The following is a 26,560-nucleotide window of genomic DNA, read 5'->3' on the forward strand; positions in this document are numbered from 1 at the left end:
CACGGATCTGCACCGCTCAGCTCTCGCCTGGTCTGCTCAGCTCAGCTCAGCGGCTGGACACCGGTTCCGTCGTCTTGGCGATGCCAGGCGGATGAGCCTGGGTGGTGGCGAGAGTCTGGATCTGTTGCAGAAAGCCTGTGTAAGTGGGCGAGTTGGTGGGTGCATAGTTGAGGTTCTTGAACAGACCGGTCAGGCGGGTGAAGAAATCACGAACGGCCTTCTTGTCGTTGAAGTGATAAGTCTGGTCCACCAGCCCGCAGACCAGATCGAAGCAGGTTTTCTGGCGCTCGATCGAGCAGCTGGCATCCACCTCGTCGAAGGAATCCTGCTGGAGGTACACCATGTCGAGAAACAGGGACTTCTGATACAGAATGAAGTCTTCGATTGTGACGCCCTCCTCGCCGGTCACCTGAATCATCTGGTTCACCGCATCACCGCGGCGCAACAGGTCAGTCATCGCCTGCACCCGCTTCACCCAGTCGGGGGCGACATGCTTGGCGAACCACCCTTCGAGCTGGCCGAAGTAACGCGACCAGGACATCTGGATGTCGACCGCGGGATAGAAACGCTTGTAGGCCCGATCCGCACTCAGTCCCAGGAAGGCCTTCACGGTGCTGAGGGTGGATTGGGTGACCGGCTCCTCGAAGTTGCCGCCGGCTGGTGACACGGTGCCGATCATGGTGAGGCTGCCGACGCTGCCGTCGTTGGTGCGGATGATGCCGGCCCTTTCGTAGACACTCTTGATCGAGGAGTCGAGATAGGCCGGAAAGGCCTCCTCTCCGGGGATCTCCTCAAGCCGGCCGGAGGTTTCGCGCATCGCCTGGGCCCAGCGGGAGGTGGAATCGGCGATCAGCAGCACGTTGAAACCCATCTGGCGGTAGTACTCACCCAGGGTGAGCCCGGTGTAGATCGAAGCCTCCCGGGCCGCCACGGGCATCGAGGAGGTGTTGCAGATGATGATCGTGCGATCCATCAGTGATCCCCCCGTTTTCGGGTCGATCAGTTTGGGAAATTCGGTGATCGTTTCCACCACCTCGCCGGCCCGTTCGCCGCAGGCCACCACGATCACCACGTCCACGTCGGAGTGGCGCGAGATCATGTTCTGCAGCACGGTCTTGCCTGCGCCGAAGGGCCCCGGGATGCAACCGGTTCCCCCGCGCGCGATCGGCAGAAACGTGTCGACGATCCGCTGGGTGGTGATCATCGGCTCCTCCGGATAGAGCCGCTCACACAGCCGCCTCTCCAGCAGGTTCTGGGGCAGGGGTTGCCGCACCGGCCATTCCTGGGTGAGGGTGAGGGAGCGGCTGTTGCCCTGGGCATCGCGGATGCGGGCCACCGCGGTGTCGATGGTGAAGCTGCCCTGCTGAATCCAGTCGAGCGTGACCTCTCCAGGCTCGGCGAAGGGCACCATGATCTTGTGGGTGAAGCGGCCTTCCTGCACCGTGCCGATCACATCACCGGCCCTGAGCCGCTGGCCCATCCTGGCGGTGGGCTGAAACGACCATTTCCGCTCGGTATCCAGGGGCGGCACCACGGCTCCCCGGGGCAGGAACGTGCCATACCCGGCAGCCAGCCCGGCGAGGGGATTCTGCAGGCCGTCGTACACCTGGCTCAGCAGACCCGGCCCGAGGGTGACCGACAGCAGTTCGCCCGACTGTTCGACGGGATCTCCCACGCCCACTCCCTTGGTGCTTTCGTACACCTGGGCATCGGCGGTGGTGCCGTGCACCCTCAGAACCTCGGCCTTGAGGCGTTCCTGCCGGTTGCCGTCCTTGCGGCCCGGGAGGATGTAGATCACCTCATTTTTGAGGATCGGTCGCGGATTGGTATCGGCCATGGCGATCGTCACCAGGTCGTCCTGCACGGCGACCACGCGGGCGATGTTGAAGCTGGCTTCGGTCATCGGCTGGCAGCGGCGGGTTGGGTGGCGGGAGCGGATCGAGGGGGGGGCGGAGCCTGGGAGCCGTTGGTGATGCCCGCCAGCGAGGTACTGACGAGATCGCCGAAGCGCGTCACGGCCAACCGGGCGTCGTAATGGGACCAGCGATCGACCAGCGCCCAGCGGGCGACGTACACAACCACGGCCTCGAGGTCGAAGTGGTGACCGAAACCAAGACGGTCAAGATCCTTCCAGATCACTCCGAACAACGAGCGTTCCAGCGTCACCAGATCTCCCGATTCGAGCAGGTGGCTCACGTTGGGGATCCAGGGGAAGACCGCCTCAAGACCGAAGGCCGGCTCCTTCCAGCGCCGCTCGATCGTGTTCACCCAGGGACCAAAGCCCCAGGCGGGACCCGTGGGGGGCTCGCTTTCGCCGCGGTGGCGCCGGCGCAGGGCCGCGATGATCGTGCGCAGGTCGAGACGCTGGGCCACCAGCTGGCGCAGGGTGGGGTTCGACACCTCCTTGAAGAACTGATTCGCCGACTCCAGCAGACGGGCGTCCACCGGAGCAGCCAGGCTGTCGTCATCCTGCACCGACTGGGAGAGAAAACCCACCATCAGGTCCAGGGTGCGTTTGTCCTCGGGGTGCAGCAAGGTGAGGCGGCTCTCGAGTTTCAGCATCGAAATCGCCGGTGCCCGCGCCTCCAACAGACCTCCCAGGGGTGGCAGGCTGGCCATCAGCGCCGTGTAGCGGGGGCTCATTTCACGACACCCTCCAGCAGCGCCCGGAAGCGAGGTTGCAGATGCTGAAGGATGGCCTCGGCCACGGCCGCATCACTGATGTCGAGCATCACATCGCGATCCACCAGCCGCAGTCGCAGCCCCTGCTGGTGGTCGGAGGCGACGCCGAAGCTGACCCCCTCGCGCAGGATCCCCCGGGACACGAGCTGCACGAACCGGGTGAGCACGCCGTTTTCGAGCTCCTGGGGATTCTGGCTGAGTTCCTCGAGGCCGGCGATGTGGCGGGGCAGGATCACTTCAGGCTGCTCGGAGCGGTCGGCCTCGCCCCGTACACGACCCACCACCTCCAGGATCATCTTTTCGAGGATTTCCTGCTTCTGCTGCTCCTCTCCCACCAGCTGGCGCACTTCGCCCCGGAACCGCTCCATCAATTGCGACTTCAGCTCCAGCACCGCATCCCGCAGGGCCAGCGTCAGGGCCTGCTTGCCGGAGTTTTCCAGGGTTTCCGCCTGATGACGGGCCTGCTGCACGATCTGGTCGGCCTGCTGGCGGGCCTGATCCAGCAGATGCTGGGCATCGGTTCGGGCATCGGCCACCAGTTGATCGGCCTGGCTCCTGCCGGCGGCCACACCCTGATCCCGCAGACGGGAGATCAGCTCCTCAACCCCCGCAGCGACCTGGGCCGGGGTGTCTTCACGTTTGGTTCGGAACTTGGGCATCGCACTCCAGAACAGAGGAGGGGGAACAGCGGATCACAGAGTTGGACGTGATAGGGGTGACTTACTTGGGAATCCCACCGGCAGCCACCAGGGCGAACACAAAGGCAAAGACGGCGAAGCCCTCCACGATTGCGGCCGGTGCCAAGGCCAGGCCGAAAATCTCCGGCTTCGACTTCGATCCGGCGATCGCCGAAGCGCAGCAGAGACCCTGATAGATCGCGGCAATCAGAAAGGCGAGTCCCGACAGAGTGCCCAGGCCGAACAGGGCCCCGGCATTGGCCGGGATCACCGGCCTGTTGAGGATGAACATCACCACAATGCCGTAGATCGACATCGACGATGGCAGCGCCGAAAGGCCGACAAAACGACCGTAGCCGCTGTTGACTTCCATCATCGCGCCGATCGCTGCCTGACCGGCAATGGTGCAGCCGATCGCGGCACCGATCGCCCCCAGAGCGACCGGGGCATAAATCCCGATCCAGCCGAGAGCGAGTAGAGAGAAATGGTCGTTCAAGAGGCAAGCTCCTTTTTGATGAAAGGCCTGAAGGGAACACCTTCCCCGGACAGCCCCCAGTTGAAGAATTCAATGAAGTTCAACCGTAGGCCGTGCACAAATCCACTGATGATCGCCAGCAACAGATTGATGCCATGGCCCAGCACCAGAATCAACAGGGCAATCGGCACACCCAAGGCCAGGCCCGAGTGTGAGACCTGCCCAGCCAGCTGGTTGAAGGTGATCGCCAGGGAAGCGCTCGCCAGGCCCAGGGCAAACAGACGGAGGTAACTCATCACATCGCCGAATAACTTCGAGATGGCGGTGAGCGATCCCAGCCCGTCCAGCAGGCGCAGCAGCAGATCGGCCGGATGGCTGATACGGCGTTCACTGCTGAGCAGCAGAACGGTGAGCAGTCCACCCGCTATCAGGCCGATGCCCATGTGAAGGAAGGGAGCCTCGGCCTGGCTGAGATAGAGCGTCATCCCGCCCAGAATCACCGCCATCCAGCCGATCGGTGGTGCCGTCTGGGCCAGCGACTGGCCCCGCAGGGCCACCACGCCATTGGCCAGGAGCAGGTGGGCACAGCCCACCACCAGCGACAGCTTCATCATCGCGGCGAAATCATTGAGATCCAGCAGCTTGCAGTGCGCCAACAGGGAACCAGCTGGAGGTGCTACGCCGAAATAGCTGCCGGCCAGAATTCCATAGATCAGCGCCATCACCAGGCCCACAACCGCCAGAATGCGGAAGTGGCGTCCACCGGACGAGCGCCCCATCGCTGTCCACTTCAGGCCTACCACCAGCCCCAGCACCAGGGCATAGCCGGCGTCCGCCATGATCATGGCGAAGAAGAACGCGAACGAGAAAAAAACCACGATCGAGGGATCCCAGTCGCGGTAGCCCGGGGTCTCGTAAAAGGTGACCAGATCCTGGCCGCCGCTCAGGGTGGTGGGGTTGCGCAACAGGGTGGGTGGGGAGTCCTTCGGCTCCGGCACCTCGGCGAGATAGGCCAGCCCGTGCTGTTGCGCAAACGCGTCGAGACGGGGCAGGGCGGGGCGAGGAATCCAGCCCTGCAGTTGCACCAGCGTGTCGTCATCGAGGGCCATGCCGCTGGCCTGCTCCCGCGCCTGGGCGTCCTCGGCCCGGGTGAGGTGTTTGGAGAGCAGAAACACCCAGCGGCTGAGCGATTCGTGCGCGGCCTCCACATCCTCCAGGGCGGTGCGGGCGTCATCGAACTGGCGCTGCACATCCCGATGGGATTGGGACCCCACATGGGAACGGGCCACGGGCAGGAGTGCCTGATCGGGTTCCTGCTCGGCGATCAGGGCGTAATACCCATGGGCGGGGGATTCGTGCAGCAATTGCCAGGGCAGACCAAGACTGCCAAGGGCACCACGAAATGCGGCGGCCTTGGGGTGGGGCACCCGGTAGAACCACAGGAGATTGCCCGCCAGTCCATCCTGATCGGGAAGGCTGAAGTCTCCCCAGGGCTCCAGTTCATCCAGTCGCTTGCCCAGGGCCAGCACCCGATCCTCGGCCTGCTGCTTGCGTTGCCTGTTGGCCAGGGCTTCGGCCACGATGCGGTCGAAATCAAACGTGGCATCGACCCTCGTCTGATGGCGCCGTCGCCGCACATCCATCAGATAGCGCAGGGCCTTGCGGGCGTCTTCGCTGGGCCGTGCGACCACGAAATTCTCGTCTTCCGTGGTGCTGGTCAGGGGGATCAGATGCACGCAGCCGAGGCTCTGGAGGCCATCGAGCAGGGGTTTCCGGTCGGCCGAGAGCCCGAACAGCGTGAGCTTGGCCAGAGGAATGATCGTCATGGCGCCACGGCGATGTCCCGTTGTTTCTTGCGTTTGGCGATCTTGGAATTCACCACCCCGGCGCGCTCCGCATCGGCCAGGTAGATGGTGATCTGTCTGATGTTGCTGCGGGTCCGGGGGATCAGCACCCGATCGAACAGATTGAACCGTTGGGTCACCTTGCGCTCGGCCTGTCGCAGCAGCTCCAGCCGCTTCTCGGCCACCTGCAGTTGCAGCTGATTGCGCAGGGCCTCCTGCAGCCAGCCCACCACGGCATCCACCCAGAAGGGCCGGCTCAGCAAGCCATAGTCGGCCACCCGGAAGTCCACCCCTTGCAGTTTCGGCAGGCGGGTGCCCATCAGGTTTTCCTCCTGTTGATGAACGGCGGTGATGGTCACCAGATCCGAGAGGTCGATCCGCTCGTGGGCCAGCATCGGACAGGATTTCCCAACCTCCGCCTCGATGGCGGCCGCCCGGGTTCGGGCCTCCTCCAGCTGCTGGCGGGCGGCTTCTCGCTCCGCACTGAGTTGACGACGTTTGAGGTCCAGGGACGGCAAGACGTCGTGATAGGTCTTGAGCAGACCCTTCTGCCGGCTGAGGGAGGCTTTGGTGAGGGAGAGTCTGCTCATGCGACGGTGGTTGTCTGCGGGCCTGATGGCGGAGAGCCTGGCTGCGAAGAATCTGGTTGCGTTGAAGCTGGCTGGGTTGAAGCTGGCTGCGTTGAAGTTGGCTGGGCAGGAGTTGGCTTCGAAGGAACTGGATGGGGAAAGTACTTGTCGATCAGTTCCTGCTTCATCAGCAACTCCTGAGGCTCGAAGCACTCGGCCAGGGTCTGCCAGGCCAGATCCAGGGCTGCCTCCAGCGGTAGATCCACATTGATGTCCATGAAGCGATCACGGAAGAGGTCGCCGAAGTGGATCAGTTTGCGGTCGTAGTCCGAGAGCTCGAATGCCATGGCCTGCTTCTGCTGCGCATCCCTGGCGCCGGCATACAGCCGGATCGTGGTGTTCATGATCTGGCTGTGGTCTTCCCGGGTCACCTTGCCGATCACGTTCTGCTTGAGCCGCGACAGCGAGCCGAAGGGATCGATCATGCCGTCGTGCAGATAGAACTGCCCTTCGGTGATATAGCCGGTGTTGTCCGGCACCGGGTGGGTCACATCGCCGCCAGGCATGGTGGTGACGGTGAGCAGCGTCACCGAGCCCCCCTTGGCGTAATCGGCAGCCTTTTCGTACCGGCGCGCCAGCTGGGAGTAAAGGTCTCCCGGGTAGCCGCGGTTGGCCGGTACCTGATCCATGGCGATGCTGATCTCCTTGAGACCATCGGCAAAGGAGGTCATGTCGCTGAGCAGCACCAGCACCCGTTTTCCTTCTTCCACGGCAAATTTCTCGGCCACCGCCAGGGCCATGTCGGGGATCAGGATCCGTTCCACGATCGGGTCGGAGGCCAGATTGACGAACATCACCGTGCGGGGGAAGACACCCGCTTCTTCGAAGGTCTTGCGGAAGGCGTAGTAGTCGTCGAAGATCAGACCCAGACCGCCGAAGACCACCACATCGGCATCCGCCTGAATGCCGATCCGTGCCAGGAAGGGATTGAACGGTTCGCCGGAGATGGAGAAGATCGGAATCTTCTGGCTTTCCACCAGACAGTTGTAAATATCAATCATCGGCACGTTTGTGCGGATCAGCTTGGAGGCCAGGATGCGGCACATCGGATTCACCGATGGACCGCCGATTGGCACCCGGGGATCCTGCGAAAGTTCGGGTCCACCATCCATCGGCTCGCCGGTGCCGCGAAACACCCTGCCGAGGATGTTGTCGGAATAGGTGGCCGTCATCGGATGGCCGAGAAAGCGTACCTGCGAGTTGGTCGAGACCCCCTTGGTTCCACGAAACACCTGCAGGGCCACCGAGCCCTGCTTCAGATCAATCACCTGGGCCAGAGAACCACTGCCGTTGGCGTTCTGCAGGACCGCAAGATCGTTGAAGCGGGGTGTATTCTCACCCACTTCTTCTCCGGCAGGAACCTCCACCCGGATGATGTCGCCCACGATCTCGAGGATCTTCGAGTAACTGGCGAAAAGGCTCATGTCGTGGCAGTCGCAGCCCCTGGGCTTCTGGGTTGAAGTTTCACTCCGGAGAACCGGAAGGTTCTTCTTGCACCCTAGGCATTCAGCTTCAGATCGTCAGCTCCCTGCGGCATCTTTGTCGTCAAAACCTGCCAGCGGCCGAAGGGTACTGAGCTGTCATCCACCTGCAGCTCTATCACCAGTCAGGGGTTGCGATCGGACAGGGGTCACAAACAATGTGGCTTTCCAAGGGCAGAAGCTGCTGGACATCAAGGCCTGGGATGGCAGTGGATCAGCGGCAGTGGATCAACGGCAGTGGATCAACGGCAGTGGCTCCAAAGGGAATGGCTGAAAAGAATGGGGTCTCTCAAGGCACGTGCAGGCCAAAGCCAGGATCACGGGCTGGCAGTGGGCCCCGCTGGCCTGAGGCTTGACTGTTGCCCCAGAATCCCGATTCAGCGGCTACCCAGGGCCGCCGGCAGGTTTGCGCTGCCGGGCTTGTAGGTGCTACCGGACGTGGCGGTGATGCGCAGCTGCTTCATCAGGGTGGATTCGGCGGCCCGGTACTGGGTGTCCTTGGCGGTACCCAGATCCTCAAGCTTGAGCTTCTGAGCCTCCGCCTCAGTCATCTTGGCCGGCACGTCGGGATCGATGCCGTGCTTGTGGATGTCGCGGCCACTGGGTGTGAGGTACTTGGCAATCGTCACGGTCATGCCGGAGCCGTCCGACAGGCCACGCACGGATTGCACCAAACCTTTGCCGAAGGTCTTCTGCCCGACCAGCACGGCCCGCTTGTTGTCCTGCAGAGCACCGGAGAGAATTTCGCTGGCGCTGGCAGATCCTTCGTTGACCAGGATCACCAGGGGCTTTTCTGTGAGTGCCCGGCCGGTGGCCCGCTTCACATCCTGGATGCCGTCCCGGGTCTTGGTCGATACGATCGTGCCCTCGTTCAGCCATTGCCGGGCAATCTCGACGCTGGCCATCAGCAGGCCGCCGGGATTGCTGCGCAGGTCTAGTACATAGCCCTGCACACCCTTCTCCTCAAGATCCTTCACCGCCAGCCGCATATCCTTTGTGGCATTGGCGTTGAATTGCTTGAGGCGGATGTAACCGACCTTGAGGCCTTCCCGGGTTGTGTTGATCTGATGATCCACCGCGTGCAGTTCAATCCTCGCCCGCATCAGTGGCACCTCAATCAATTGACCTTTGCGGCGCAGCGTGAGATTCACCTTGCTTCCGGCCTGGCCGCGGATCAGCTTGACCGCATCCTCGGTGGTCATGCCCTTGGTCGTCTTGCCGTCGATCGCCGTGATCACATCCTTCGGCTGCACCCCCGCTCTGGAGGCCGGTGACCCGTCGATCGGGCTCACCACGATCAATTCCTTGGTCTCCTTGTCAATGCTCAACTGGATTCCCACCCCGGAGAGCTCTCCGGAGGTGTCGATCTGCATCTCCTTGAATTCCCGTGGATCCAGGAAACGGGTGTAAGGGTCGTCAAGGCTGCCCAGCATGCCGCGGATGGCCTCATAGGCCTCCTTGGGATTGCCGTAACTCTTGGCCAGGATGTCGCGACGCAGCTGCCGCCAGCGATCGGGGGTGTACTTGCCGGTGGTGTCCAGATAATCCCGGAAGACGATCTGCCAGGCCTGGTCCATCACCTCCTTGGGGCTGTCGCTCACCAGGGGACTGCCTCCGGGGGCCATCACCAGCTCGCGGGCCATGACGGCAGTGGCCGCACAGGCGCTCAAGCCAACCAGCACCAGGATGCCGGCGCGACCTCTGGCCATCAGCTTGCGCTCCCGTCGTCAGTGAATGTCCCTTTAACGTAACCCCCGTGGCCGATTCCGTCGTAACGGATCTCCGCACCATCACCGGCGAAGGTTCAGGGATCCACCCAGCGGCCGTCCTCGCGGATCAGGGCGATCAGCGCCTCCACCCCCTCGGCCTCCGGCACCCGGCGGATCTCCTCGCGGCCGCGGTACAGGGAGATGGTGCCGGGGGTCTTGCCCACGTAGCCGTAGTCGGCATCGGCCATCTCGCCGGGGCCGTTCACGATGCAGCCCATCACGGCGATGTCCAGACCCGTGAGGTGGGCGGTGGCGGAGCGCACCTTGTGCAGCACCTCCTCCAGGTTGAAGAGGGTGCGGCCGCAGCTGGGGCAGGCCACGTACTCCACCATCGTCTTGCGCAGCCCCAGGGCCTGCAGGATCGAGTAGCAGACAGGGATCTCCTTCTCCGGCGCCTCGGTGAGCGACACGCGGATCGTGTCACCAAGCCCCTCGGCCAGCAGGGTGGCGATGCCGGCGGTGCTCTTGATGCGGCCGTAGTCGCCGTCACCCGCCTCGGTCACTCCAAGGTGAAGCGGGTAGTGGAAGCCCTCGGCATCCATGCGGTCGGCCATCATCCGGTAGGCGGCCAGCATCACCGGCGCCCGCGAGGCCTTCATCGACACGACGATGTTGTGGAAATCGAGGCGGTCGCAGATGTGGATGAACTCCATGGCGCTCTCCACCATTCCCAGAGGGGTGTCGCCGTAGGTGAACAGCATCCGCTCCGCCAGGGAGCCGTGGTTCACACCGATGCGCAGGCCCTTGTCCTGCTCCTTGAGCAGGCTCACGAGCGGTTCGAGGGTGGTCTGGATGCGCTCGCCGATGGCGGCCACCTCCTCGGGGGTGAATTCGGTGCGGTTCGGGTCGGGCTTGTCGAACACGTAGAGCCCTGGGTTGATCCGCACCTTGTCGACGTGCTGGGCCACCTCCAGGGCGATCTTCATGCCGTTGTGGTGCACGTCAGCCACCAGCGGTACCGGGCGGTAGCTGTCTTCCAGGCGTTTGCGGATCTCGCCCACCGCCTTGGCATGGGCGAGGCTCGGCACTGTGAGGCGCACGATCTCACAGCCGGCTTCATGCAGGCGGCGGATGCCGGCGGTTGCGCCAGGGATGTCGAGGGTGTCCTCGTTGATCATCGACTGCACCACCACCGGGTGGTCGCTGCCCACCAACACGTCGCCCACCCGCACGCTGCGGGTCTTGCGACGGCGGATCACCGTGTCGTAGCGAGGGTTGTTGGCCCAGTCGGGAATGGCCGCATCGGCACTGTGGGCGGCGCTGTTCACTGCGCTGTCGGCGGCGCTTGGGTTGCGGGCCGGGGCGGCGGTCATCGCTGTGGGGCCGGAAGACGCGCCAAGCCTGTCACACAGAACCGTCAGCTGGCGGCTGGACGCTGCAGCAATCGCAGCAGCTGGGTGAGCAGGATCGCCACCACCGTGGACAGGGTGAGTGAGGAGCTGAACAGGGGGCGCAGCCAGGCCGGCAGGTGGAGGTAAAGCTGGGGCAGGATATCCAGACTCAGGCCCACCACCAGGGCCGTTCCCAGCACGTAGCCGGATGCGGGGCTGAGCGGCTTGCTGACCATCATCCGCAGGCCCGAGCTGATCACCAGGGCGATGATGTACACCAAGATCGCCCCCACAACGGGGTCGGGGATCAGGGCCAGCACGGCGGTGAGGCGCGGCGAGAATGCCAGCAGGGCGAACAGGCCGCCAGCCCAGTAGGCGAGCACCCGGCTGGTTGCCCCGGAGGCCTGGCTGAGGGCCACGTTGCTGGCGGACGTGTCGGAGGCCATGCCGCCCAGCAGGCCCGAAAGGGTCACCGTCAGGCCGTCGGCGAGCAGCCCCCCCTGTACCGAGGCCATCTCCGGCTCCTGCCAGTCGGCGTCGTTGACCCGCTGGCCCTGGGCCCCGGCCTGCGGGCCATAGCCACGATCCGATCCACCACCGGCTGGCCTGTCACATCGCGCAGCTGACCCATGTTGCGGCCTTGAAATTCAGGGAAAATGGGATGAAAGAGGTTGGTGCCATCGGCGTCGTAGACAAACAGATAGTCGTTGCCATGGAGCCAGCGTGACCCTGGCCTGGAGAAGTCCTTGAGGGCCTGCAGACCCTTCTGCTCCAGGTGGGCCGCACCGTCCTCCACCAGGCTCACCAGGTCGCGGGTGTCGCGGAAGCGATAGAGCGGCGCAGCCTTCTCGGCCTGCGGTGGCCTGCCGCAGGCGGCGAGCAGTGGCGCGAGCACAGCCCCCACCAGCAGGCGCCTGCATTGACCTGCTGCCATGCGAGCGGTCTTCACGCCGGATCGCCCTGGGAACTGCCGGCCGCGGCGGCCTCCAGTTCACCCAGGCGCCGCCGCACCTCCTGCAGGTCCTGCCAGGTGAACCACTTGGGGCTGCCCTGCTGCCGGGAGGGATTGCGCAGCAGGTAGGAGGGGTGGAACAGCGGCATCAGCCAGCGGGCACCCAGCACCGTGCCGCTGCCCTGGCGCCATTGGCCTCGCAGCTTGGTGATCCCCCCCTTCACCCCCAGCACCCCTTCCAGGGCGGTGGCGCCGGCCAGCACGATCACCGCTGGATCCACCAGCTGGATCTGCCGTTCCAGCCAGGGGAGGCATGCCGCCATCTCCTCGGCTGTGGGCTTGCGGTTGTCGGGTGGGCGGCACTTCACCACGTTGCAGATGTAGGCATCCCGGTTGCTGTCCAACCCCACACTCGCCAGCATCTGGTCGAGCAGCTGGCCGGCGCGCCCCACGAAAGGCAGCCCCGTGGCGTCTTCCTGGGCCCCGGGCCCCTCACCGATCACCATCAGGCGCGCGGTTGGATTGCCGCGGCTCACCACCACCTGCTGGCGCCCCAGCACTAGACCACAGCGGCGGCAACCGGCACAGGCGGCTGCGAATTCAGCGAGTGAAGCGTCTCTGGTGGGCTGCAGGGCCGGGCTGTAGCGCTCGGCCTGGAAGACATCCGGCTGCTGGCCCTCCTGGGAGGGGATCAAAGGGTTCATAGGCAGCGAAATGTTCCGCGGAATCCTGTCTCGGGGCATCGGAGATCCGCCGACCATGACCCTACGGCTCACATGAGTGGTTCAGCTGAGCAGAAGTAGATCCACAAATTCACCCCAGGTCAGGGGGCGCTGCTGTGGACCGAAGATTCTGACCTCCTCTTCGGGCTGTAGGGGACGGGCACCGACACTGCGCAACAGCCGCTGGAGTTCAGCCCGATCGAGGTGACCATCGGCATTGGCATCGACGGGCAGCAGGTAGGTCAGCAGGCGTTCATGGCCCTGGGAAAGGCGCTGCAGCCGCAGGACCATTTCCACGAATTCCGCTGCATCCAGGCGGCCGTCCCTGTTCAGGTCCATGTGCCGCAGCACCCGATCCAGCAACGCTCTGACCTCCGCAGGACTCTGTTGAGCACAATCGCCCGCCAGGGCGCGCCGTAACTCCTTCAAGGAAAGACAGCCGCTGGAATCGAGGTCGAGCTGGCGAAAGAGCTCCAGCCATTTCGCCACCAGAGCGGGTTGCATGAAGGAGGCCAGAGATGGACCTGGACCCGTACCCGGGGAGGCGGCATGGTGCAGGCGGTGGCGGAAGTCGGCCAGCAGGCGGCGGGCCACTCGAAAACGACGGCGATGCTCCTCGGGGGTGAGGATCGCGTGAAGGGCCACCGGAACCAGGGCCGGCAGTCTTCGCCGCACCATCACAAGCATCAGCCAGGTGGCGAGGACGAAGGGGAGTGAGGAGAGGGGCAAGCCAACCCTGGTCAAGGGTGCCAGAAGGATCCGCTCCAGCGGAATGGTGAGAGCGGCACCGGCGATGGCGATCGGCACACTCCGGCGGGTGGGTGCAAAAAAGATGCCGCCCAAGGCGATGGCAGCCAGGACAGCGTTGAAACCGTACGCTCCTGAGATCACCTCTTCCCACGAGTTTAGCCCCAGCAGAAGGCCTGTCAGAGCTGCTGTCAGTGCCCCCAGGGCCCCGAGGAGTGCCGCCACTGGACTGGCCAAAAGGACCGACAGGAGCACCAGCATTCCGCTGGGTAATCCTGTACAGAGAAAAACCTGACCGAAACCCCGTACAACACCTTGCACCAGCCATGGCAAGGGGGAACCCTCCCCGGCAAAGGGCAAGGAAGCGGACAATGACAGTGATGGTTCCACCGGATCGGTCTGGATGCCGATTGCGCCGAGACCAGCCAGCAGCAGCGGCAGCAGCCAGCCGATCAGGCAAGCCGGCAGGGAAAGGGGAGGCAACCCGGTCCTCCCAAACCACCAGCTCCTCAGCCCCTCCAGGCAGGCCGCACTCAATGCACCCGCGAGCGGTACCAACACCAACCAGAGCACCAGGGCGGGGCCAGCAGGGGGCGCAACCAAGGCAAGGGCGCATCCCACCAAGGCCCCGTTGAAGCCCACGATCCCCTGCCTCCTGGAGGAGGGATCCCATGCCATGGCGATTTCCATGGCATGGGCACCGGCAATGCCGAGCACCGCGAATGCGGCCATCCAGCCGGACTGCAGCAACAGTGCGAGCAGCAGCACAGCCCCACTGAGGGGATTGTTGATCAGGATGACCTGGCCCACCGATCGCAAGCCGCAGAAAAGCTCGGCCAGATGGGAACGTCCGGCGATCCAGGGATCCGTGCGGGCGTGCAGGGTTCCGCTGGTCGGAAGGAGGCGCTCAAGAAGACTGCTGGGCCGGGGTGCCTCGGGCAGCAGAGCCTGCAGCAGTCCGTAGGCAGTGACCTGGGGGGCGTTCTCCATTCCGGGTCCGGTTGCAGGCGATGTCATGGAGAGCGACGCCGCGTCCTACTCCGCGAACCCCGTAGCAGAACGCTTTGAATCTCCATCGACGCGACCGGAACTGCCGTCACCCTGGCTACCAGGACCTCACGGGCATGCTCCTGATGGGCGGCGTGGCGATTGGTGAAGGGCCCAGGCCAAAGGCTGCAGGGCATAGGGCAGGATGACCCCTTCGCCGAAGCTGCGCCCCGTTGGCGCGCCTGTCCCATGCCGGCCCCGTTGACGCTGTCTGCCCGGGCGCAGGCGTTGCAGCCCTCTCTCACCCTGGCGATCGCCGCCAAAGCCAAGCAGCTGCGCTCTGAGGGGCGGGATATCTGCAGCCTCAGTGCCGGCGAACCTGATTTCGATACGCCAGCCTTCATCCGCACGGCCGCAGCGGAGGCCCTCGAGAGCGGTCATACCCGCTATGGCCCAGCCGCTGGTGAGCCGGAGCTGCGCCAGGCGATCGCCACCAAGCTCTCGGCGGAGAACGGGGTGTCCACCAGCAGTGACCAGGTGCTGGTGACCAACGGTGGCAAGCAGGCGCTCTACAACCTCTTCCAGGTGCTGCTGGGCCCTGGCGATGAGGTGTTGCTTCCCTCCCCCTACTGGCTCAGCTACCCGGAACTCGCCCAGCTGGCCGGTGCTTCGGTGAAGCTGCTGCCCAGTGATGCCAGCGCAGGCTTCCGCCTGCGGGCCGAGCAGCTGGACGCCGCCATCACGCCAGCCAGCAAGTTGCTGGTGCTGAACAGCCCCTCCAACCCCACCGGCATGGTGCTCAGCCGGGCTGATCTCGAGGCGATCGCCGCGGTGCTGCGCCGCCATCCCCATGTGGCTGTGGTCTGCGATGAAATTTATGAATTCCTGCTGGCCCCGGGCCACAGCCACCACAGCTTCGCGGCGGTGGCCCCCGATCTGGCCGACAGGATTTTCATTGTCAACGGCTTCGCCAAGGGCTGGGCGATGACCGGCTGGCGCATCGGCTGGCTGGCGGGGCCCCGGGCCGTGGTGGCCGCCGCCAGCGCCCTGCAGAGCCAGAGCACCAGCAATGTCTGCAGCTTTGCCCAGTACGGAGCCCTGGCCGCGGTGAGCGGCCCGCGCGACTGCGTGATCGCGATGGCAGAGCAGTTCAATCAGCGCCGCACTCTGCTCACCGAAGGCCTGCAGGCGATTGCGGGTGTGACCCTGCGCGCGCCGCAGGGGGCTTTCTACGCCTTCCCGGACGTCAGTGCCTATGGCCTCGATTCGATGGCGCTCTGCAGGCTGCTGCTGGAGGAGGTGGGCCTGGCGGTAGTGCCGGGTGTGGCTTTCGGAGATGATCGTTGCATCCGTCTGTCGTGCGCCGCTTCGCCTACCACGATCAACGACGGCCTCGGGCGTCTCCAGCGTTGCCTGGCCACCCTCTGATCTTGCGGCGCTGCCGCTGCAGCGGGGTTTTTTCCACCCTTGCAACCAACCATGACGCCCCGCGCCCGCTGGACCGCCGTGCTGGCAGGTCTCTCCCTGGCCCTGCTGCCGGCGGTCCTGCCTCCGCTCAACCCCCAGGCCGCTCCGCTGCTGAGCCGGGCTGAGGCCCAGCAGACCGTGCTGCGTATCAGCGCCATCCCCGACCAGAACCCCGAGAAGCTGAATCGGCTCTACGGCCTGGTGGCCGATGAGCTGAGTCAGCAATTGGGCGTGCCGGTGAAGTACGTGCCCATGACCGACTACACCGCTGCCGTGAGTGCATTCCGCACCGGCAATCTCGATCTGGTCTGGTTCGGTGGCCTCACCGGCGTGCAGGCCCGTCTGCAGAAGCCGGGGGCGACGGTGATTGCCCAGCGCGACATCGATGCCGCGTTCCACAGCGTGTTCATCGCCAACACCGCCAGTGGCCTCAAGCCCCTCAGCAACCAGAAGGGCCTGACGGCTCTCAAGGGCAAGCGCTTCACCTTCGGGTCCGAGAGTTCCACCTCCGGCCGGCTGATGCCCCAGTATTTCCTCAATCAGGCCGGTGTGAGCCTCAAATCCTTCGCCGGGGGTGCACCGGGGTTCAGTGGCAGCCACGACGCCACGATCGCCCTGGTGCAGAGCGGTGCGTATCAGGCCGGCGTGGTGAATGAGCAGGTCTGGAAGAGCAGCCTGCGGGAGGGCAAGGTGAACCGAAGCAAGGTGATCGCGATCTGGCGTACACCGCCCTATCCCGACTACCACTGGATCGCCCAGCCAGGCCTGGACAAGCGCTTTGGCAAGGGCTTCACGGGCCGTATCCAGGCGGCGATCGTGAGCTGGAGGCAGAAGGATCCCGAGCAGAAGCAGATTCTTGAGCTGTTCGGCGCCCAGCAGTTCACCCAGGCCCAGGCGTCGGACTACCAGAAGATCGAGCAGGTGGGACGGCAGATCGGCAAGATTCGCTGATCTGCTCAGGCGAGGGCAGAACTGAGCCTTGGAGGCTGGGGGTTGGCCTGGCCTCCTGTGGAAAGCGGCCGAAATTGTGCTTAGCGTTCCCTCAGCTTCATGAAGGTCCGTCCATGCAGTTTTCCGGAACCCTGGAGGAGTTGCGCAGCCTCGTGGAGCGCCTCGGCCATCCCGGCCACTGGGAGCACAAGGGGGCCTACGAACTGTTTGTGTTTGACGAGCAGCAGACCAATCTGCGGCTGAACTGGTGGCCTGAAAGCGGCGCGCTCACCCTGGTGGGGGACCCCGCCGAACGGGTGCAGTGGGAAGCCGATCTGCAGGGCTTGCTGGACCAGCACCAGGCCGAATGATGCGTGGGGGCCTCTGCTGTCGGTTCAGGTGGAGCTGCGCTTCAGCCTTGACCGATCCGGTGGGATGGTCAATCGATTCTGGAGCTTGGATTGCAAGGCTTGGCAACGATGTTCAACCGTGCTGAAGATGCATGAGAATATTGAGGCTTAGACTGTGGCGATCGCGGGAATCATGCCCCTGAGCGATGGGCCTTCAGGCGTCAATTCTGGACTCTTTCTTCAAGCGATTTCTTCAATCGATAGTGATTCTGGCTTGGTCCTCTGGGTGACCTTGTCATGGTCTTGCCTGCGACTGAGCGTGAGGTCTTTGGCGGCGTATTCCGGAGCGGTCTCGGGCCAGGTAGCGAGTGTTCTCCATCCGCAGCGGAGTGCTGCTGACGGTCTCTGGCTACCGCGATAGGTGTTTAGGAGACTGCTGAAAAACCCCTTCAAGGGCCATTCAGCCCGGGAACGCCTGACTCCGAGCCCAGTGTTCACGGGCGCTGCGCCCAGAGGTCAGACTCAAGTCATGGCGACCTCGGGACTTTTTCAGCAGGCTCTTAGGCTTTCAGGTTGGCGCTTCCCTTCATGGATGGCATTGCAGCAGGGGCGGGGCGGCCTGAGGCTGTGTTGGGGTGGTTGTGGCTCTGCAGCAGTCGTGTAGGCGTTTTGAATGGTTTTCGGGCTTCTTCTCTGGCGCTAAAGCTGCTTCAAGTAGATTTAATCTGCTGAACAGTGTGTCCTGGTGGATTTGATTCTTCTGCGCAGAGGTTTCCTCGCAACTGGCTGGCCGCTGGCTGCCCTTGATCCAGCTGTTTTCGCTTTCTGAATCAACAGCTCTCCTTGGAATTCCTCCCTGGAACTCCTCTCTGGACTTCTACGCCGATGCGTCAGGCGTTAACGCGTGGTTAGGATATGCCTATCAAGGCTTCAGCGGCATGCGAAGATAGTGAGAATCGCTTGCTGCTCCTATGGACCTCGATCGTGACCAGGAGCTGAATCTTGTCGACGCCTGGTGGCGTGCCGCCAACTACCTTGCCGTGGGGATGATCTATCTCCAGGACAACCCCCTGCTGGCGGAACCCCTGCGCTTTGAGCACATCAAGAAGCGTCTGCTGGGTCACTGGGGTTCCAGTCCGGGCCAGGCGTTCATCTGGGCCCATGCCAACAGGGTGATCCGTCATCACGACCTGGAGATGATCTACCTCTCCGGTCCGGGCCACGGCGCTCCGGGGGTGCTGGGGCCCACCTACCTCGATGGAAGCTACAGCGAGGTTTATCCCGACAAATCACAGGATGCCGAGGGGATGCGGCGCTTCTTCAAGCAGTTTTCCTTTCCGGGCCATATCGGTTCCCACTGCACCCCCGAAACCCCAGGCTCGATCCACGAAGGTGGTGAGCTGGGCTATGTGCTGTCGCACGCCTGCGGGGCGGTGTTCGACAATCCGAACCTGATCGCCCTCGCCTGCGTCGGGGACGGTGAGGCTGAAACCGGACCCCTGGCCACCTCCTGGCACATCAACAAGTTCCTCAACCCGATCAGTGATGGCGCCGTACTGCCGGTGTTGCACCTGAACGGTTACAAGATCGCCAATCCCACCTTGCTGGCCCGCATTCCCCACCAGGAGCTCGAGAGCCTGATGCGGGGCTATGGCTGGGAGCCGATCTTCGTGGAGGGCAGTGAGCCCATGGCGATGCATCGCGCCATGGCCGATGCCATGGATCAGGCCATTGGGACAATCCAGCGGGTGCGGGAGGACTGCCGCACATCTGCTGAGGCCCTGCGACCAGCCTGGCCCATGATCGTGCTTCGCTCCCCCAAGGGCTGGACCGGTCCGCAGGAATTCCACGGCAAGAAACTGGAAGGATTCTGGCGTTCCCACCAGGTGCCGCTGGCGGCGCCCAACAAGGATCCGGAACAGCTGGCCATGCTCGAGAGCTGGCTGCGGAGTTACCGGCCCGACGAGTTGTTCGATGCCAACGGAACCCTCCGCTCCGACCTGCAGACGCTTTCCCCCCGGGGTGATCGCCGCATGGGCTCAAGCCCCCATGCCAATGGCGGCCAACTGCGCCGCAGCCTGCGGCTGGCGCCGATCGAGGCTTATGCCGTGCCGGTGGAGCAGCCGGGTCAGACGGAGTACGAGAACACGGCCGCTCTCGGAGCCCTGCTGCGTGACACGATCGCCCGCAACCCCGATTCCCTGCGGGTGTTCGGCCCTGATGAAACCTCCTCCAACCGCCTTCAGGCCATCTACGAGGTGAGCAAGAAAGTCTGGATGGAGGAACTCCTGCCGGAGGATGCCGGCGGCAGTGAACTCGCCCGCGACGGACGGGTGGTGGAGATGCTCTCCGAGCACACCCTGGTGGGAATGATGGAGGGCTATCTGCTGACGGGACGCTATGGCTTCTTCCACACCTACGAAGCTTTCGCGCATGTGATCGCCTCGATGTTCAATCAACACGCCAAGTGGCTGGAGTCGTGCATTCATCACGCTCCCTGGCGCGCCCCGATCGGTGCCTGGAACTGTCTGATTTCTTCCACCGTCTGGCGGCAGGATCACAACGGTTTCACCCATCAGGACCCGGGTTTCATCGACCTGGCCGGTAACAAGAGCGGTGAAGTGGTTCGGGTCTATCTGCCGCCCGATGCCAACTGCCTGCTGGCGGTGGCTGAAGAGGCGCTGCTGGAGCCGAACGTGTGCAACATCATCGTCTCCGATAAGCAGAAGCACCTCCAGTATCTCACCCTGGAGCAAGCCCGTGTCCATGTGGCCAAGGGCATCGGCATCGTGCGCTGGGCCAGCAACGACGATTGCGGAACTGAGCCTGATGATCCGGATGTGGTGATGGCCTGCGCCGGCGACATTCCCTCCAAGGAGACCCTGGCAGCCGTGGAGATCCTCCGCCTTGAGATTCCGCAACTCAAGATCCGGGTTGTCAATGTGGTCAAGCTGTTTGCCCTCACCCAGCCCACGGAGCATCCCCATGGCTTGTCGGATCGCGATTTCGATACGATCTTCACCACCGACAAGCCGGTGATCTTCAACTTCCACGGCTATCCGTGGCTGATTCACCGCCTCACTTATCGCCGCACGAACCATTCCAATTTCCACGTGCGCGGCTACAAGGAAAAGGGCAACATCAACACCCCGCTGGAGCTGGCGATGAACAACCAGATCGATCGTTTCAACCTGGTGATGGATGTGATCGATCGTGTTCCGTCGCTTGGCTCCCGGGCCGCCCACCTCAAGGAACGCATGAAGGAGGCGATTCTTCGGCACCGTGAGTACGCCCATACCCACGGAATGGATGCACCGGAAGTCACCGACTGGCGTTGGACCCTGCCGGTCGCGACCTAGGTATGGCTGGCCAGATTCCTGCGCCAGATGTAGCGCTCCTGGTTCTCAATGCGGGTAGCTCCAGCCTCAAGGCTGCCCTGTTCACTCCAGATGGAGCCTGCCTCTGGCGTGATCAGCGCCCCTGGCACCCCGGCGACCAGGACGGCGACGCTGCCGCAGCGGCAATCGGGGAGGACAGTCGCGCCGTCGGTGCTTTGGAGCAGGTGCTCGCAGGCTGGTTGCCCGCAGCGCTGGAGGCTCTGCAGGTCGATCTGCTTCTGGTGGCCCACCGCGTGGTTCATGGCGGCGAGCGGTTCATCGGTCCCACCCTGCTCGACCCGGAGGCTCTCAAGGCTCTCGAGCAGCTGGTGCCCCTGGCACCGCTGCACAACGGTCCGGCCCTGAGGGTGATGGGCTGGGTGGGCAACTGGCGGCCTCAGCTTCCCCAGTGGGCCTGCTTTGACACCGCCTTCCACTGCACCCTGCCACCCGAGGCCAGCACCTATGCCCTGCCCCAGGCCTGGCGGACTCAGGGCCTGCGCCGCTTTGGCTTCCATGGATTGAGCCATCAGCATGTCAGTGAAACGGTCAGTCGGCTCTATGCCGATCGTCCGAGGACGGCTGCTCAGCCCCTTCGTCTGATCAGCTGCCATCTGGGGGCCGGCTGCTCGCTCTGCGCCATCCGAGCTGGCCGCAGCCTCGACACCACCATGGGTTACACGCCGATGGAGGGCCTGGTGATGGCCACCCGCAGTGGCTCTGTGGATCCGGGAGTGCTGCTGCACCTGCTGGAGCAGGGCCTGTCGCCGGCGCTCCTCGAGCGCGGCCTTCAGACCGAGAGCGGTCTGCTCGGCCTCTCCGGTCTGAGTGCCGACATGCGGGAGTTGAGGGTTGCTGCCACTGCTGGCCACGAGGGGGCCTTGTTGGCTCTGGCGGTGTTCCGGCACAGACTTCTGGCCGGTATCGGTGCGATGGCGGCGTGCCTCGGGGGTGTGGATGTGATCGCCCTCACCGGAGGCATCGGCGAGCACGACGATGCCCTGCTGGCCGAACTGGAGGAGGCCGTGGCCTGGCTCAGGCCCGTGGATCTGCTGAGGATTGCGGCCGACGAAGAGGGCCTGATCGCGCGCAGTTGCATGCCTCATCCAGTCGTATAAAGAACGACGACGGATCGTTCTGCGGCTGCGTATGCATTCCCGCTGTGTGATGGGGCCATCTCCCAAGGCACGATATCGTTGGGAGAAGCGAGCGATGTGTCTAACCAGCGCCGCCATGATGTGACAGTGTTTGTGCCGATCAAGGGAAGCTCGAAGTCAAGGGGCTTCCAGTAGCCATTCAGGATCAGATGAAGCCAGCTGTTTTCACGCTTCAGCTGAATTGTGAGGCCAATGCTGTGTGAGTCCTCCCCCCAGTCGGGGTTGTTGAGACGACTGCCATGCCAGGCCTTGGTGGCATCACGGATCAGAACATTCAGGGGGGTTCGTTCCTGTTCCGAGTGAAGGTCGCGTAGCAATCGTCGGCTGATCATCAGTTTCACAAAACGATGCAGATCGGCATGCTGTTGCAGCAGGGTCCAGTCGAACCAGTTCACGGGATCATCCATCCCATAGCTGTTGTTGTTGCCGTGCTGGGAGCGTCTGACCTCATCGCCCATCAGCAGCATGGGGATGCCCAGAGACAGCAGGGTGACAGCGATGAAGTTCCGGATCTGCCGAGCCCGCAACTGTTCCACTGCGGGGTCGTTGCTTGGTCCTTCCACGCCACAGTTCCAGCTACGGTTGTCGTCGCAGCCGTCGCGATTCTGTTCCCCATTGGCCTCATTATGCTTGTGGTTGTAGGAAACCAGATCGTTGAGCGTGAATCCATCGTGACAGGTCACGAAATTGATACTTTGCTCCGCTTCACGCTCTTTATGCCCGTAGATTTGGGGGCTGCCAATCAGTCGGTCGGCGAATCGTCCTAAGGAACCCGGTGTGCTGCGAAAGAAATCACGGGCATCGTCGCGGAAACGGCCGTTCCATTCACGCCAGCTGTCGCCAACGAAACTGCCAACCTGATAGAGCCCCGCCGCATCCCAGGCTTCAGCAATCAGCTTGGTGCCCGCCAGCTGCGGGTCCGACTCAATGTCCCAGAGAACCGGGGGATTGGGAAGCACATTCCCGGCCGAATCGCGGGCGAGGATGGAGGCAAGGTCAAAACGAAAGCCATCGACGTGCATCTCGCCAACCCAGTAACGAAGGCTGTCGATAATCATCCGTCGCACAACAGGGTGGTTGGCATTCAGGCTGTTCCCACAGCCTGAGTAGTCGGCGTATTGACTCCCGCCGTCCTTGAGCAGGTAGTAATTGGGATTGTCGATTCCCCGGAAGCAGAAGGTGGGCCCGTTCAATCCTCCCTCGGCCGTGTGGTTGAACACCACATCGAGAATCACCTCAATCCCTGCACGATGCAGGGCCTTCACCATGTCGCGGAATTGGTTGACAGCCGCCAGCGGGTCGTCCCCACAGCTGTAGCCGGGATGGGGGGCGAAGAATCCCAGGGGCTGGTAGCCCCAGTAGTTCGTCTGACCAGCGGGTGCAGCCTGGCGATCAAAGGCGAACACCGGTAACAGCTCCACAGCAGTGATGCCGAGATCCTGGAGATAGGGAATCTTGGCGATCAGGCCGGCATAGGTTCCTCGCTTCTCCTCGGAAACTCCGGAACTCGGATGGGCCGTGAAGCCACGGATATGCATTTCATAGATGATCGTGCGGGCACAGGGATGGCGCAAAGGTTGATCACCCTGCCAATCGTAGGCTCCTGGATCAACAACCACACTTTTCATCAATCCCGTACCTTCTGTGATGGCCACAGCGCGTCCATAGGGATCGAGCAACACCTTCGCAGCATCGAAGCACAACCCGCGCGAAGGGTCCCACGGCCCGTGGACGCGGTAGCCATACAGCTGACCGGCTTCCACCCCTGCCACAAAAGCGTGCCAATAGTGGTAGGTGCGATGCTCCAACGGATCCAGCGTCACCACCTGTGATGGGTGAGAATCGTTCACCCCGTTGAACAACAGCAGCTCCACAGCCGATGCCGTTCTGGAAAACAGGCAGAAGTTGGCCCCACCGCGCTCCACAGTGGCGCCGATCGGGTGGCTCCTTCCATTCGTGGACTTGGTCATTGAGTTGTTGAGGGGGGGGGTCACGTGAGCACGGAGCCATCCACGAAGGAACCTCCTGCTGCAAGAGCCCGAAGATTTGCCCCTGTGGTGCGAGCGATGTCCATCAGTGCTTCATGGGTGAGAAAGGCCTGATGAGCTGTGATCAGCACATTCGGAAAGGTCAGCATTCGTGCCAGAAGATCATCCTGCAGCACGGTTCCGGAGAGATCCTCGAAGAATACGCCTTCCTCCTCTTCGTAGACGTCAAGAGCTACGCCACCCAGACGGCCGGATTTCAGTGCATCGATCAAGGCTGCAGTATCGATGAGTGCTCCCCTACTCACATTTACCAAGACGACTCCGGGCTTCATGCGTTCTATGGTTTCGCGGCGGATGATGTGGTGTGTTTCGGGAGTGAGTGGGATGTGGAGGGAAATCACATCACTGAGGCTTGCCAAGGTGAATGGATCCACGTAAGTGATGCCTTCACGAGCTGCCCATGCTGCATCAGGGTAGGGGTCGTAGGCTACAACCACCATCCCAAAGCCGCGCAGGATGCGAGCAACAATGCGGCCGATTTTGCCGGTTCCGACAATGCCTGCAGTTTTGGCGTTCAGATCAAAGCCCACTAGCCCCTGCAGGGAGAAATTCAACTCTCGAACGCGATTGAAGGCGCGGTGGATCCTGCGGTTGAGAGTGAGCAGCAACGCCACAGCATGTTCCGCTACAGCGTTGGGCGAATAGGTTGGAACCCGGGTGACAGTGATGCCATGGTCACGAGCTGCGGAGAGATCCACATGATTGAATCCTGTGCAGCGTAGGGCCAGTAGTTCGGTGCCTTGAGAGGAAAGCTGCTGGAGGCAATCCCTGTCCACAGTGTCGTTGACAAAGGCGCAAACGGCACGGTCGCCAAGTGCCGCGGCGGCGGTTTCGGCAGTGAGGCGAAAGTTCAGGAAACGCAGCTGAACGTCTGCGCCCGTTGCCGCGGGAAGGTGAATGCGATCGTAGGGTTTCGTGTCAAACACCGCTGCCGACAGGCCTGGACTGTTCAAGGTGATGGCCTCTGCTGATGCTCAGGTGTGACTGGCAATCTAGCCGTGATTCCGTTCAGATCAGATTTGTGCAGGGGCGAGGAACTGTGAATTCAGAGTGTGAATGCAGAGGTGCCTGGTTGTGCCTCGGTTGTTGCTGGGTTGATCCGGCCAGGAATCTCACTGCCGAGCTCTCTGGCAACCTGATCGGCGATGCGCAGGTAGCCCGCTCTCTATTCTGTGGAAAACCTATTGTCGCCCTTGACGAAATGGCTTGGATGCTGCATTCCCACTGAGCGTCTACTGCTGGCTCCAGGGCCAGCTTTATTCTCCAAATGCCACCTGGCACGAAGCATTGAGCAACTGGGCTTCTTCTGGGGTGGCCGGTGGCTCCCCATCCAGCAGGCCCTGCTCGCAGTCTGCAGTGAGCTGATACATCGTGTTCTCTCGCTCGGCCCAGAACGTGGTTGATGTGCTGTCGACCGGCTGAATACTCTCGTAACGGAGGCCCAGCTGCGTATCGGGAACGATCACGGTGGGATTGCCGGCGTCGACGGCGGCGTCGATCAGGTTGTTGATCAGCGATGAGGCCGCCAGGGCGCCGAGGCCCCAACCCACTGCCCTGGAATTCCACCACCCCCAGCTGGGTCTGCGCGAGCGTCCGTACCAGCCCCAGCCCCAGGGACGGGCCCGGCGCCAGCCTTGCCGCGCCCACCCCGGAGTCCGCCGGATGAGTGTGGTTGGCCGGCGAGCCCTCCCCCAGACGGCGCCGGACGATCCCCTGCCCCGCCAGATGATTCCGCTGCTGTTCCGGGGAATGCTTCGGGGGAGGTTTCGGAGGCCATGGCTGCTGCGGCCCCAGCCACTGGTGGGCCGGTAACTGCCCCGGTTGATTCCCTGTCGACCGAAACCCGTTCGACCACCGCTACTGGGCCCGATTCTGCTTCCGCTTCGCCCTCGACTGCTGCCGCCTCTGCTACCGCCGCCGCCTCTGCTTCCTCCGCCTTTTTTTGCCAACTCTCGATTGAGCCGTTCGTGCCCGGGCGAAGGGTTGACCCCGCTGGCAAGACTCTGGGTCCATCCCAGCGATTCAGTTGGGAGAGTTTCAGCGCCACAGGGCATGGCCACCATCGCGCTCAGCAGGAGTGATGACGCCGCAAGCGTGAATCCGGAGGATTGGATACGTCTCACAGGTCGGCTCCAATGCGCCGGCCGCAGCCGTCATCAAAGCAGGACGCCTTCACTCTGCCTTTGCTGTCAAACATCACCTCGACTCGATCACGCTCTCGGTATTCGCCGGGGCGCTGCTCGTAGAGGCTGTTCAGAAAGTTGGGATTGACTACGCAGAACTCACGCCCGTTGAAGCAGATCGTATTGGTTGAGAATTGCCCTGACGCTGACGCGACGGAAACCCAGGCTTTTCCCTTGGGGTCGAAACGTTCGATCCGATTCTCAGGGTCATCGGAGATTCTGATCAGCTCAACCTGCGTGCCGATCCGGTGCCGGTAGTAGGTCACAGTACCCTGATCGTAGACATCCACCCGGCATTTCTGCATCGGCCCCTGCTTGATCGAACAATCGGTTTCCAGTTCGTACAGCGGTTTCTGATCGGGTGGGATGCTCTGGGCTGTGCCAGGAGAGGGATGCAGCATTGCTCCAGCCAGGATCGACGCCCCTGAAAGCAGAAGCGCGAAGTATCGGCTTGCGTGACGTGGCGTCACTGGCGTTCATTCCATTTCTTGATTAGGTAGCAAGCTCCGCTCTCCTGAGGAGACGCTCGGGACGTGCGGTGCAGATACAGACGGCATGAACCACCCGGTCTGTCATCGCCGAAAGATTGAAGCGCCGGTTGAAACGGTAAGTGAAGGCGCCCAGATAGCGGTCGGCGTACTTATCGAATCGCAAGGCGTGAAACGTGCCGCTGAAGCTGGTTTTCAGGTTGCTGAGTATCGTGTTGATCCAGTGGAATTCAGGCAGCTCATTGGGATGGCGTCCGTTCACTA

The 26,560-nt window shown here is 63.0% G+C and carries 23 protein-coding genes; 5 read left to right on the forward strand and 18 right to left on the reverse strand.

The window, feature by feature from the left end:
• Positions 1-46 precede the first annotated feature (46 nt).
• The 13 genes from VB777_RS10465 to VB777_RS10525 all read right to left on the reverse strand — a co-directional run bounded on the left by VB777_RS10465 (position 47) and on the right by VB777_RS10525 (position 14,299).
• Complete coding sequence (locus tag VB777_RS10465) at positions 47-1,903, reverse strand: V-type ATP synthase subunit A (RefSeq protein WP_323248781.1); 1,857 nt, start codon at positions 1,901-1,903, stop codon at positions 47-49.
• Positions 1,900-2,643, reverse strand: coding sequence for a DUF2764 family protein (locus tag VB777_RS10470; RefSeq protein WP_323248783.1), 744 nt, complete (start codon positions 2,641-2,643; stop codon positions 1,900-1,902). Before VB777_RS10470 ends, VB777_RS10465 begins: the two co-directional genes overlap by 4 nt.
• A complete protein-coding gene (locus tag VB777_RS10475; RefSeq protein ID WP_197170491.1) occupies positions 2,640-3,341 on the reverse strand; it encodes a hypothetical protein in 702 nt (233 codons plus the stop codon). Before VB777_RS10475 ends, VB777_RS10470 begins: the two co-directional genes overlap by 4 nt.
• A gap of 61 nt (positions 3,342-3,402) precedes the next feature.
• Positions 3,403-3,855, reverse strand: coding sequence for an ATP synthase subunit C (locus VB777_RS10480; RefSeq protein WP_197156532.1), 453 nt, complete (start codon positions 3,853-3,855; stop codon positions 3,403-3,405).
• The gene (locus VB777_RS10485; protein WP_323248786.1) at positions 3,852-5,660 is read right to left on the reverse strand and encodes a V-type ATP synthase subunit I; all 1,809 of its coding nucleotides are present in this window, start codon (positions 5,658-5,660) and stop codon (positions 3,852-3,854) included. Before VB777_RS10485 ends, VB777_RS10480 begins: the two co-directional genes overlap by 4 nt.
• Positions 5,657-6,268 (reverse strand): V-type ATP synthase subunit D, encoded by a 612-nt coding sequence (locus VB777_RS10490; RefSeq protein ID WP_323248788.1) that lies wholly within the window; start codon positions 6,266-6,268, stop codon positions 5,657-5,659. Before VB777_RS10490 ends, VB777_RS10485 begins: the two co-directional genes overlap by 4 nt.
• Entirely contained in the window at positions 6,265-7,731 is a 1,467-nt protein-coding gene (locus tag VB777_RS10495; RefSeq protein WP_323248790.1) for a V-type ATP synthase subunit B, read from the reverse strand. Before VB777_RS10495 ends, VB777_RS10490 begins: the two co-directional genes overlap by 4 nt.
• A 434-nt stretch (positions 7,732-8,165) precedes the next feature.
• On the reverse strand, positions 8,166-9,497 hold the full coding sequence (locus tag VB777_RS10500) for a S41 family peptidase (protein WP_197156526.1): 1,332 nt from the start codon (positions 9,495-9,497) through the stop codon (positions 8,166-8,168).
• Between the two features lie 95 nt (positions 9,498-9,592).
• On the reverse strand, positions 9,593-10,870 hold the full coding sequence (ispG, locus tag VB777_RS10505) for a (E)-4-hydroxy-3-methylbut-2-enyl-diphosphate synthase (protein ID WP_231597970.1): 1,278 nt from the start codon (positions 10,868-10,870) through the stop codon (positions 9,593-9,595).
• A gap of 44 nt (positions 10,871-10,914) precedes the next feature.
• Positions 10,915-11,403: a solute carrier family 23 protein gene (locus VB777_RS10510; RefSeq protein WP_323248792.1), complete on the reverse strand. Its 489-nt coding sequence runs from the start codon at positions 11,401-11,403 to the stop codon at positions 10,915-10,917.
• The gene (locus tag VB777_RS10515; RefSeq protein WP_197170487.1) at positions 11,364-11,822 is read right to left on the reverse strand and encodes a cache domain-containing protein; all 459 of its coding nucleotides are present in this window, start codon (positions 11,820-11,822) and stop codon (positions 11,364-11,366) included. Before VB777_RS10515 ends, VB777_RS10510 begins: the two co-directional genes overlap by 40 nt.
• A gap of 11 nt (positions 11,823-11,833) precedes the next feature.
• On the reverse strand, positions 11,834-12,544 hold the full coding sequence (locus VB777_RS10520) for a uracil-DNA glycosylase (protein ID WP_323248794.1): 711 nt from the start codon (positions 12,542-12,544) through the stop codon (positions 11,834-11,836).
• A gap of 81 nt (positions 12,545-12,625) precedes the next feature.
• Positions 12,626-14,299 carry an urea transporter gene (locus VB777_RS10525; protein ID WP_323248796.1) on the reverse strand — a complete coding sequence of 558 codons (1,674 nt, stop codon included), beginning with the start codon at positions 14,297-14,299 and terminating at the stop codon, positions 12,626-12,628.
• A 246-nt stretch (positions 14,300-14,545) separates the two neighbouring features.
• On the opposite strand from VB777_RS10525, the gene VB777_RS10530 reads away from it, so the two are divergent.
• From VB777_RS10530 to VB777_RS10550, 5 genes are all read left to right on the forward strand, one after another.
• Positions 14,546-15,724, forward strand: coding sequence for a pyridoxal phosphate-dependent aminotransferase (locus VB777_RS10530; RefSeq protein WP_323248798.1), 1,179 nt, complete (start codon positions 14,546-14,548; stop codon positions 15,722-15,724).
• 51 nt (positions 15,725-15,775) lie between these two features.
• Positions 15,776-16,714 carry a putative selenate ABC transporter substrate-binding protein gene (locus VB777_RS10535; protein ID WP_323248800.1) on the forward strand — a complete coding sequence of 313 codons (939 nt, stop codon included), beginning with the start codon at positions 15,776-15,778 and terminating at the stop codon, positions 16,712-16,714.
• A 113-nt stretch (positions 16,715-16,827) separates the two neighbouring features.
• A complete protein-coding gene (locus tag VB777_RS10540; RefSeq protein WP_197156510.1) occupies positions 16,828-17,064 on the forward strand; it encodes a hypothetical protein in 237 nt (78 codons plus the stop codon).
• A 950-nt stretch (positions 17,065-18,014) separates the two neighbouring features.
• Complete coding sequence (locus tag VB777_RS10545; RefSeq protein WP_197156508.1) at positions 18,015-20,402, forward strand: phosphoketolase; 2,388 nt, start codon at positions 18,015-18,017, stop codon at positions 20,400-20,402.
• 2 nt (positions 20,403-20,404) lie between these two features.
• A complete protein-coding gene (locus VB777_RS10550) occupies positions 20,405-21,538 on the forward strand; it encodes an acetate/propionate family kinase (RefSeq protein ID WP_197159352.1) in 1,134 nt (377 codons plus the stop codon).
• Here the strand turns inward: VB777_RS10550 and VB777_RS10555 are convergent.
• From VB777_RS10555 to VB777_RS10575, 5 genes are all read right to left on the reverse strand, one after another.
• Positions 21,523-23,571 (reverse strand): isoamylase, encoded by a 2,049-nt coding sequence (locus tag VB777_RS10555; protein ID WP_323248803.1) that lies wholly within the window; start codon positions 23,569-23,571, stop codon positions 21,523-21,525. The genes VB777_RS10550 and VB777_RS10555 overlap by 16 nt on opposite strands.
• On the reverse strand, positions 23,568-24,578 hold the full coding sequence (locus VB777_RS10560; protein WP_304623200.1) for a 2-hydroxyacid dehydrogenase: 1,011 nt from the start codon (positions 24,576-24,578) through the stop codon (positions 23,568-23,570). The genes VB777_RS10555 and VB777_RS10560 overlap by 4 nt, the downstream gene beginning before the upstream one ends.
• Before the next feature lie 303 nt (positions 24,579-24,881).
• The gene (locus tag VB777_RS10565) at positions 24,882-25,175 is read right to left on the reverse strand and encodes a hypothetical protein (RefSeq protein WP_323248805.1); all 294 of its coding nucleotides are present in this window, start codon (positions 25,173-25,175) and stop codon (positions 24,882-24,884) included.
• 569 nt (positions 25,176-25,744) lie between these two features.
• Positions 25,745-26,209 carry a hypothetical protein gene (locus tag VB777_RS10570; RefSeq protein WP_323248806.1) on the reverse strand — a complete coding sequence of 155 codons (465 nt, stop codon included), beginning with the start codon at positions 26,207-26,209 and terminating at the stop codon, positions 25,745-25,747.
• Between the two features lie 91 nt (positions 26,210-26,300).
• Positions 26,301-26,560: transposase (locus VB777_RS10575; protein ID WP_323248808.1), on the reverse strand; the 260-nt coding region annotated here is incomplete at its 5' end.

The organism is Synechococcus sp. CCY9202 (assembly GCF_034931685.1).
Taxonomy (GTDB): Bacteria; Cyanobacteriota; Cyanobacteriia; order PCC-6307; family Cyanobiaceae; genus CBW1002.

What these genes read in the sequence shown, in the direction of transcription:
- VB777_RS10475 (WP_197170491.1), bottom strand. Translation starts at nt 3,341, where the DNA reads ATGCCCAAGTTCCGAACCAAACGTGAAGACACCCCGGCCCAGGTCGCT.
- VB777_RS10490 (WP_323248788.1), bottom strand. Translation starts at nt 6,268, where the DNA reads ATGAGCAGACTCTCCCTCACCAAAGCCTCCCTCAGCCGGCAGAAGGGT.
- VB777_RS10500 (WP_197156526.1), bottom strand. Translation starts at nt 9,497, where the DNA reads ATGGCCAGAGGTCGCGCCGGCATCCTGGTGCTGGTTGGCTTGAGCGCC.
- VB777_RS10525 (WP_323248796.1), bottom strand. Translation starts at nt 14,299, where the DNA reads ATGGAGAACGCCCCCCAGGTCACTGCCTACGGACTGCTGCAGGCTCTG.
- VB777_RS10510 (WP_323248792.1), bottom strand. Translation starts at nt 11,403, where the DNA reads ATGGCCTCGGTACAGGGGGGGCTGCTCGCCGACGGCCTGACGGTGACC.
- VB777_RS10535 (WP_323248800.1), top strand. Translation starts at nt 15,776, where the DNA reads ATGACGCCCCGCGCCCGCTGGACCGCCGTGCTGGCAGGTCTCTCCCTG.
- VB777_RS10465 (WP_323248781.1), bottom strand. Translation starts at nt 1,903, where the DNA reads ATGACCGAAGCCAGCTTCAACATCGCCCGCGTGGTCGCCGTGCAGGAC.
- VB777_RS10550 (WP_197159352.1), top strand. Translation starts at nt 20,405, where the DNA reads ATGGCTGGCCAGATTCCTGCGCCAGATGTAGCGCTCCTGGTTCTCAAT.
- VB777_RS10495 (WP_323248790.1), bottom strand. Translation starts at nt 7,731, where the DNA reads ATGAGCCTTTTCGCCAGTTACTCGAAGATCCTCGAGATCGTGGGCGAC.
- VB777_RS10570 (WP_323248806.1), bottom strand. Translation starts at nt 26,209, where the DNA reads ATGCTGCATCCCTCTCCTGGCACAGCCCAGAGCATCCCACCCGATCAG.
- VB777_RS10515 (WP_197170487.1), bottom strand. Translation starts at nt 11,822, where the DNA reads ATGGCAGCAGGTCAATGCAGGCGCCTGCTGGTGGGGGCTGTGCTCGCG.
- VB777_RS10485 (WP_323248786.1), bottom strand. Translation starts at nt 5,660, where the DNA reads ATGACGATCATTCCTCTGGCCAAGCTCACGCTGTTCGGGCTCTCGGCC.
- VB777_RS10530 (WP_323248798.1), top strand. Translation starts at nt 14,546, where the DNA reads ATGCCGGCCCCGTTGACGCTGTCTGCCCGGGCGCAGGCGTTGCAGCCC.
- ispG (WP_231597970.1), bottom strand. Translation starts at nt 10,870, where the DNA reads ATGACCGCCGCCCCGGCCCGCAACCCAAGCGCCGCCGACAGCGCAGTG.
- VB777_RS10520 (WP_323248794.1), bottom strand. Translation starts at nt 12,544, where the DNA reads ATGAACCCTTTGATCCCCTCCCAGGAGGGCCAGCAGCCGGATGTCTTC.
- VB777_RS10540 (WP_197156510.1), top strand. Translation starts at nt 16,828, where the DNA reads ATGCAGTTTTCCGGAACCCTGGAGGAGTTGCGCAGCCTCGTGGAGCGC.
- VB777_RS10470 (WP_323248783.1), bottom strand. Translation starts at nt 2,643, where the DNA reads ATGAGCCCCCGCTACACGGCGCTGATGGCCAGCCTGCCACCCCTGGGA.
- VB777_RS10545 (WP_197156508.1), top strand. Translation starts at nt 18,015, where the DNA reads ATGGACCTCGATCGTGACCAGGAGCTGAATCTTGTCGACGCCTGGTGG.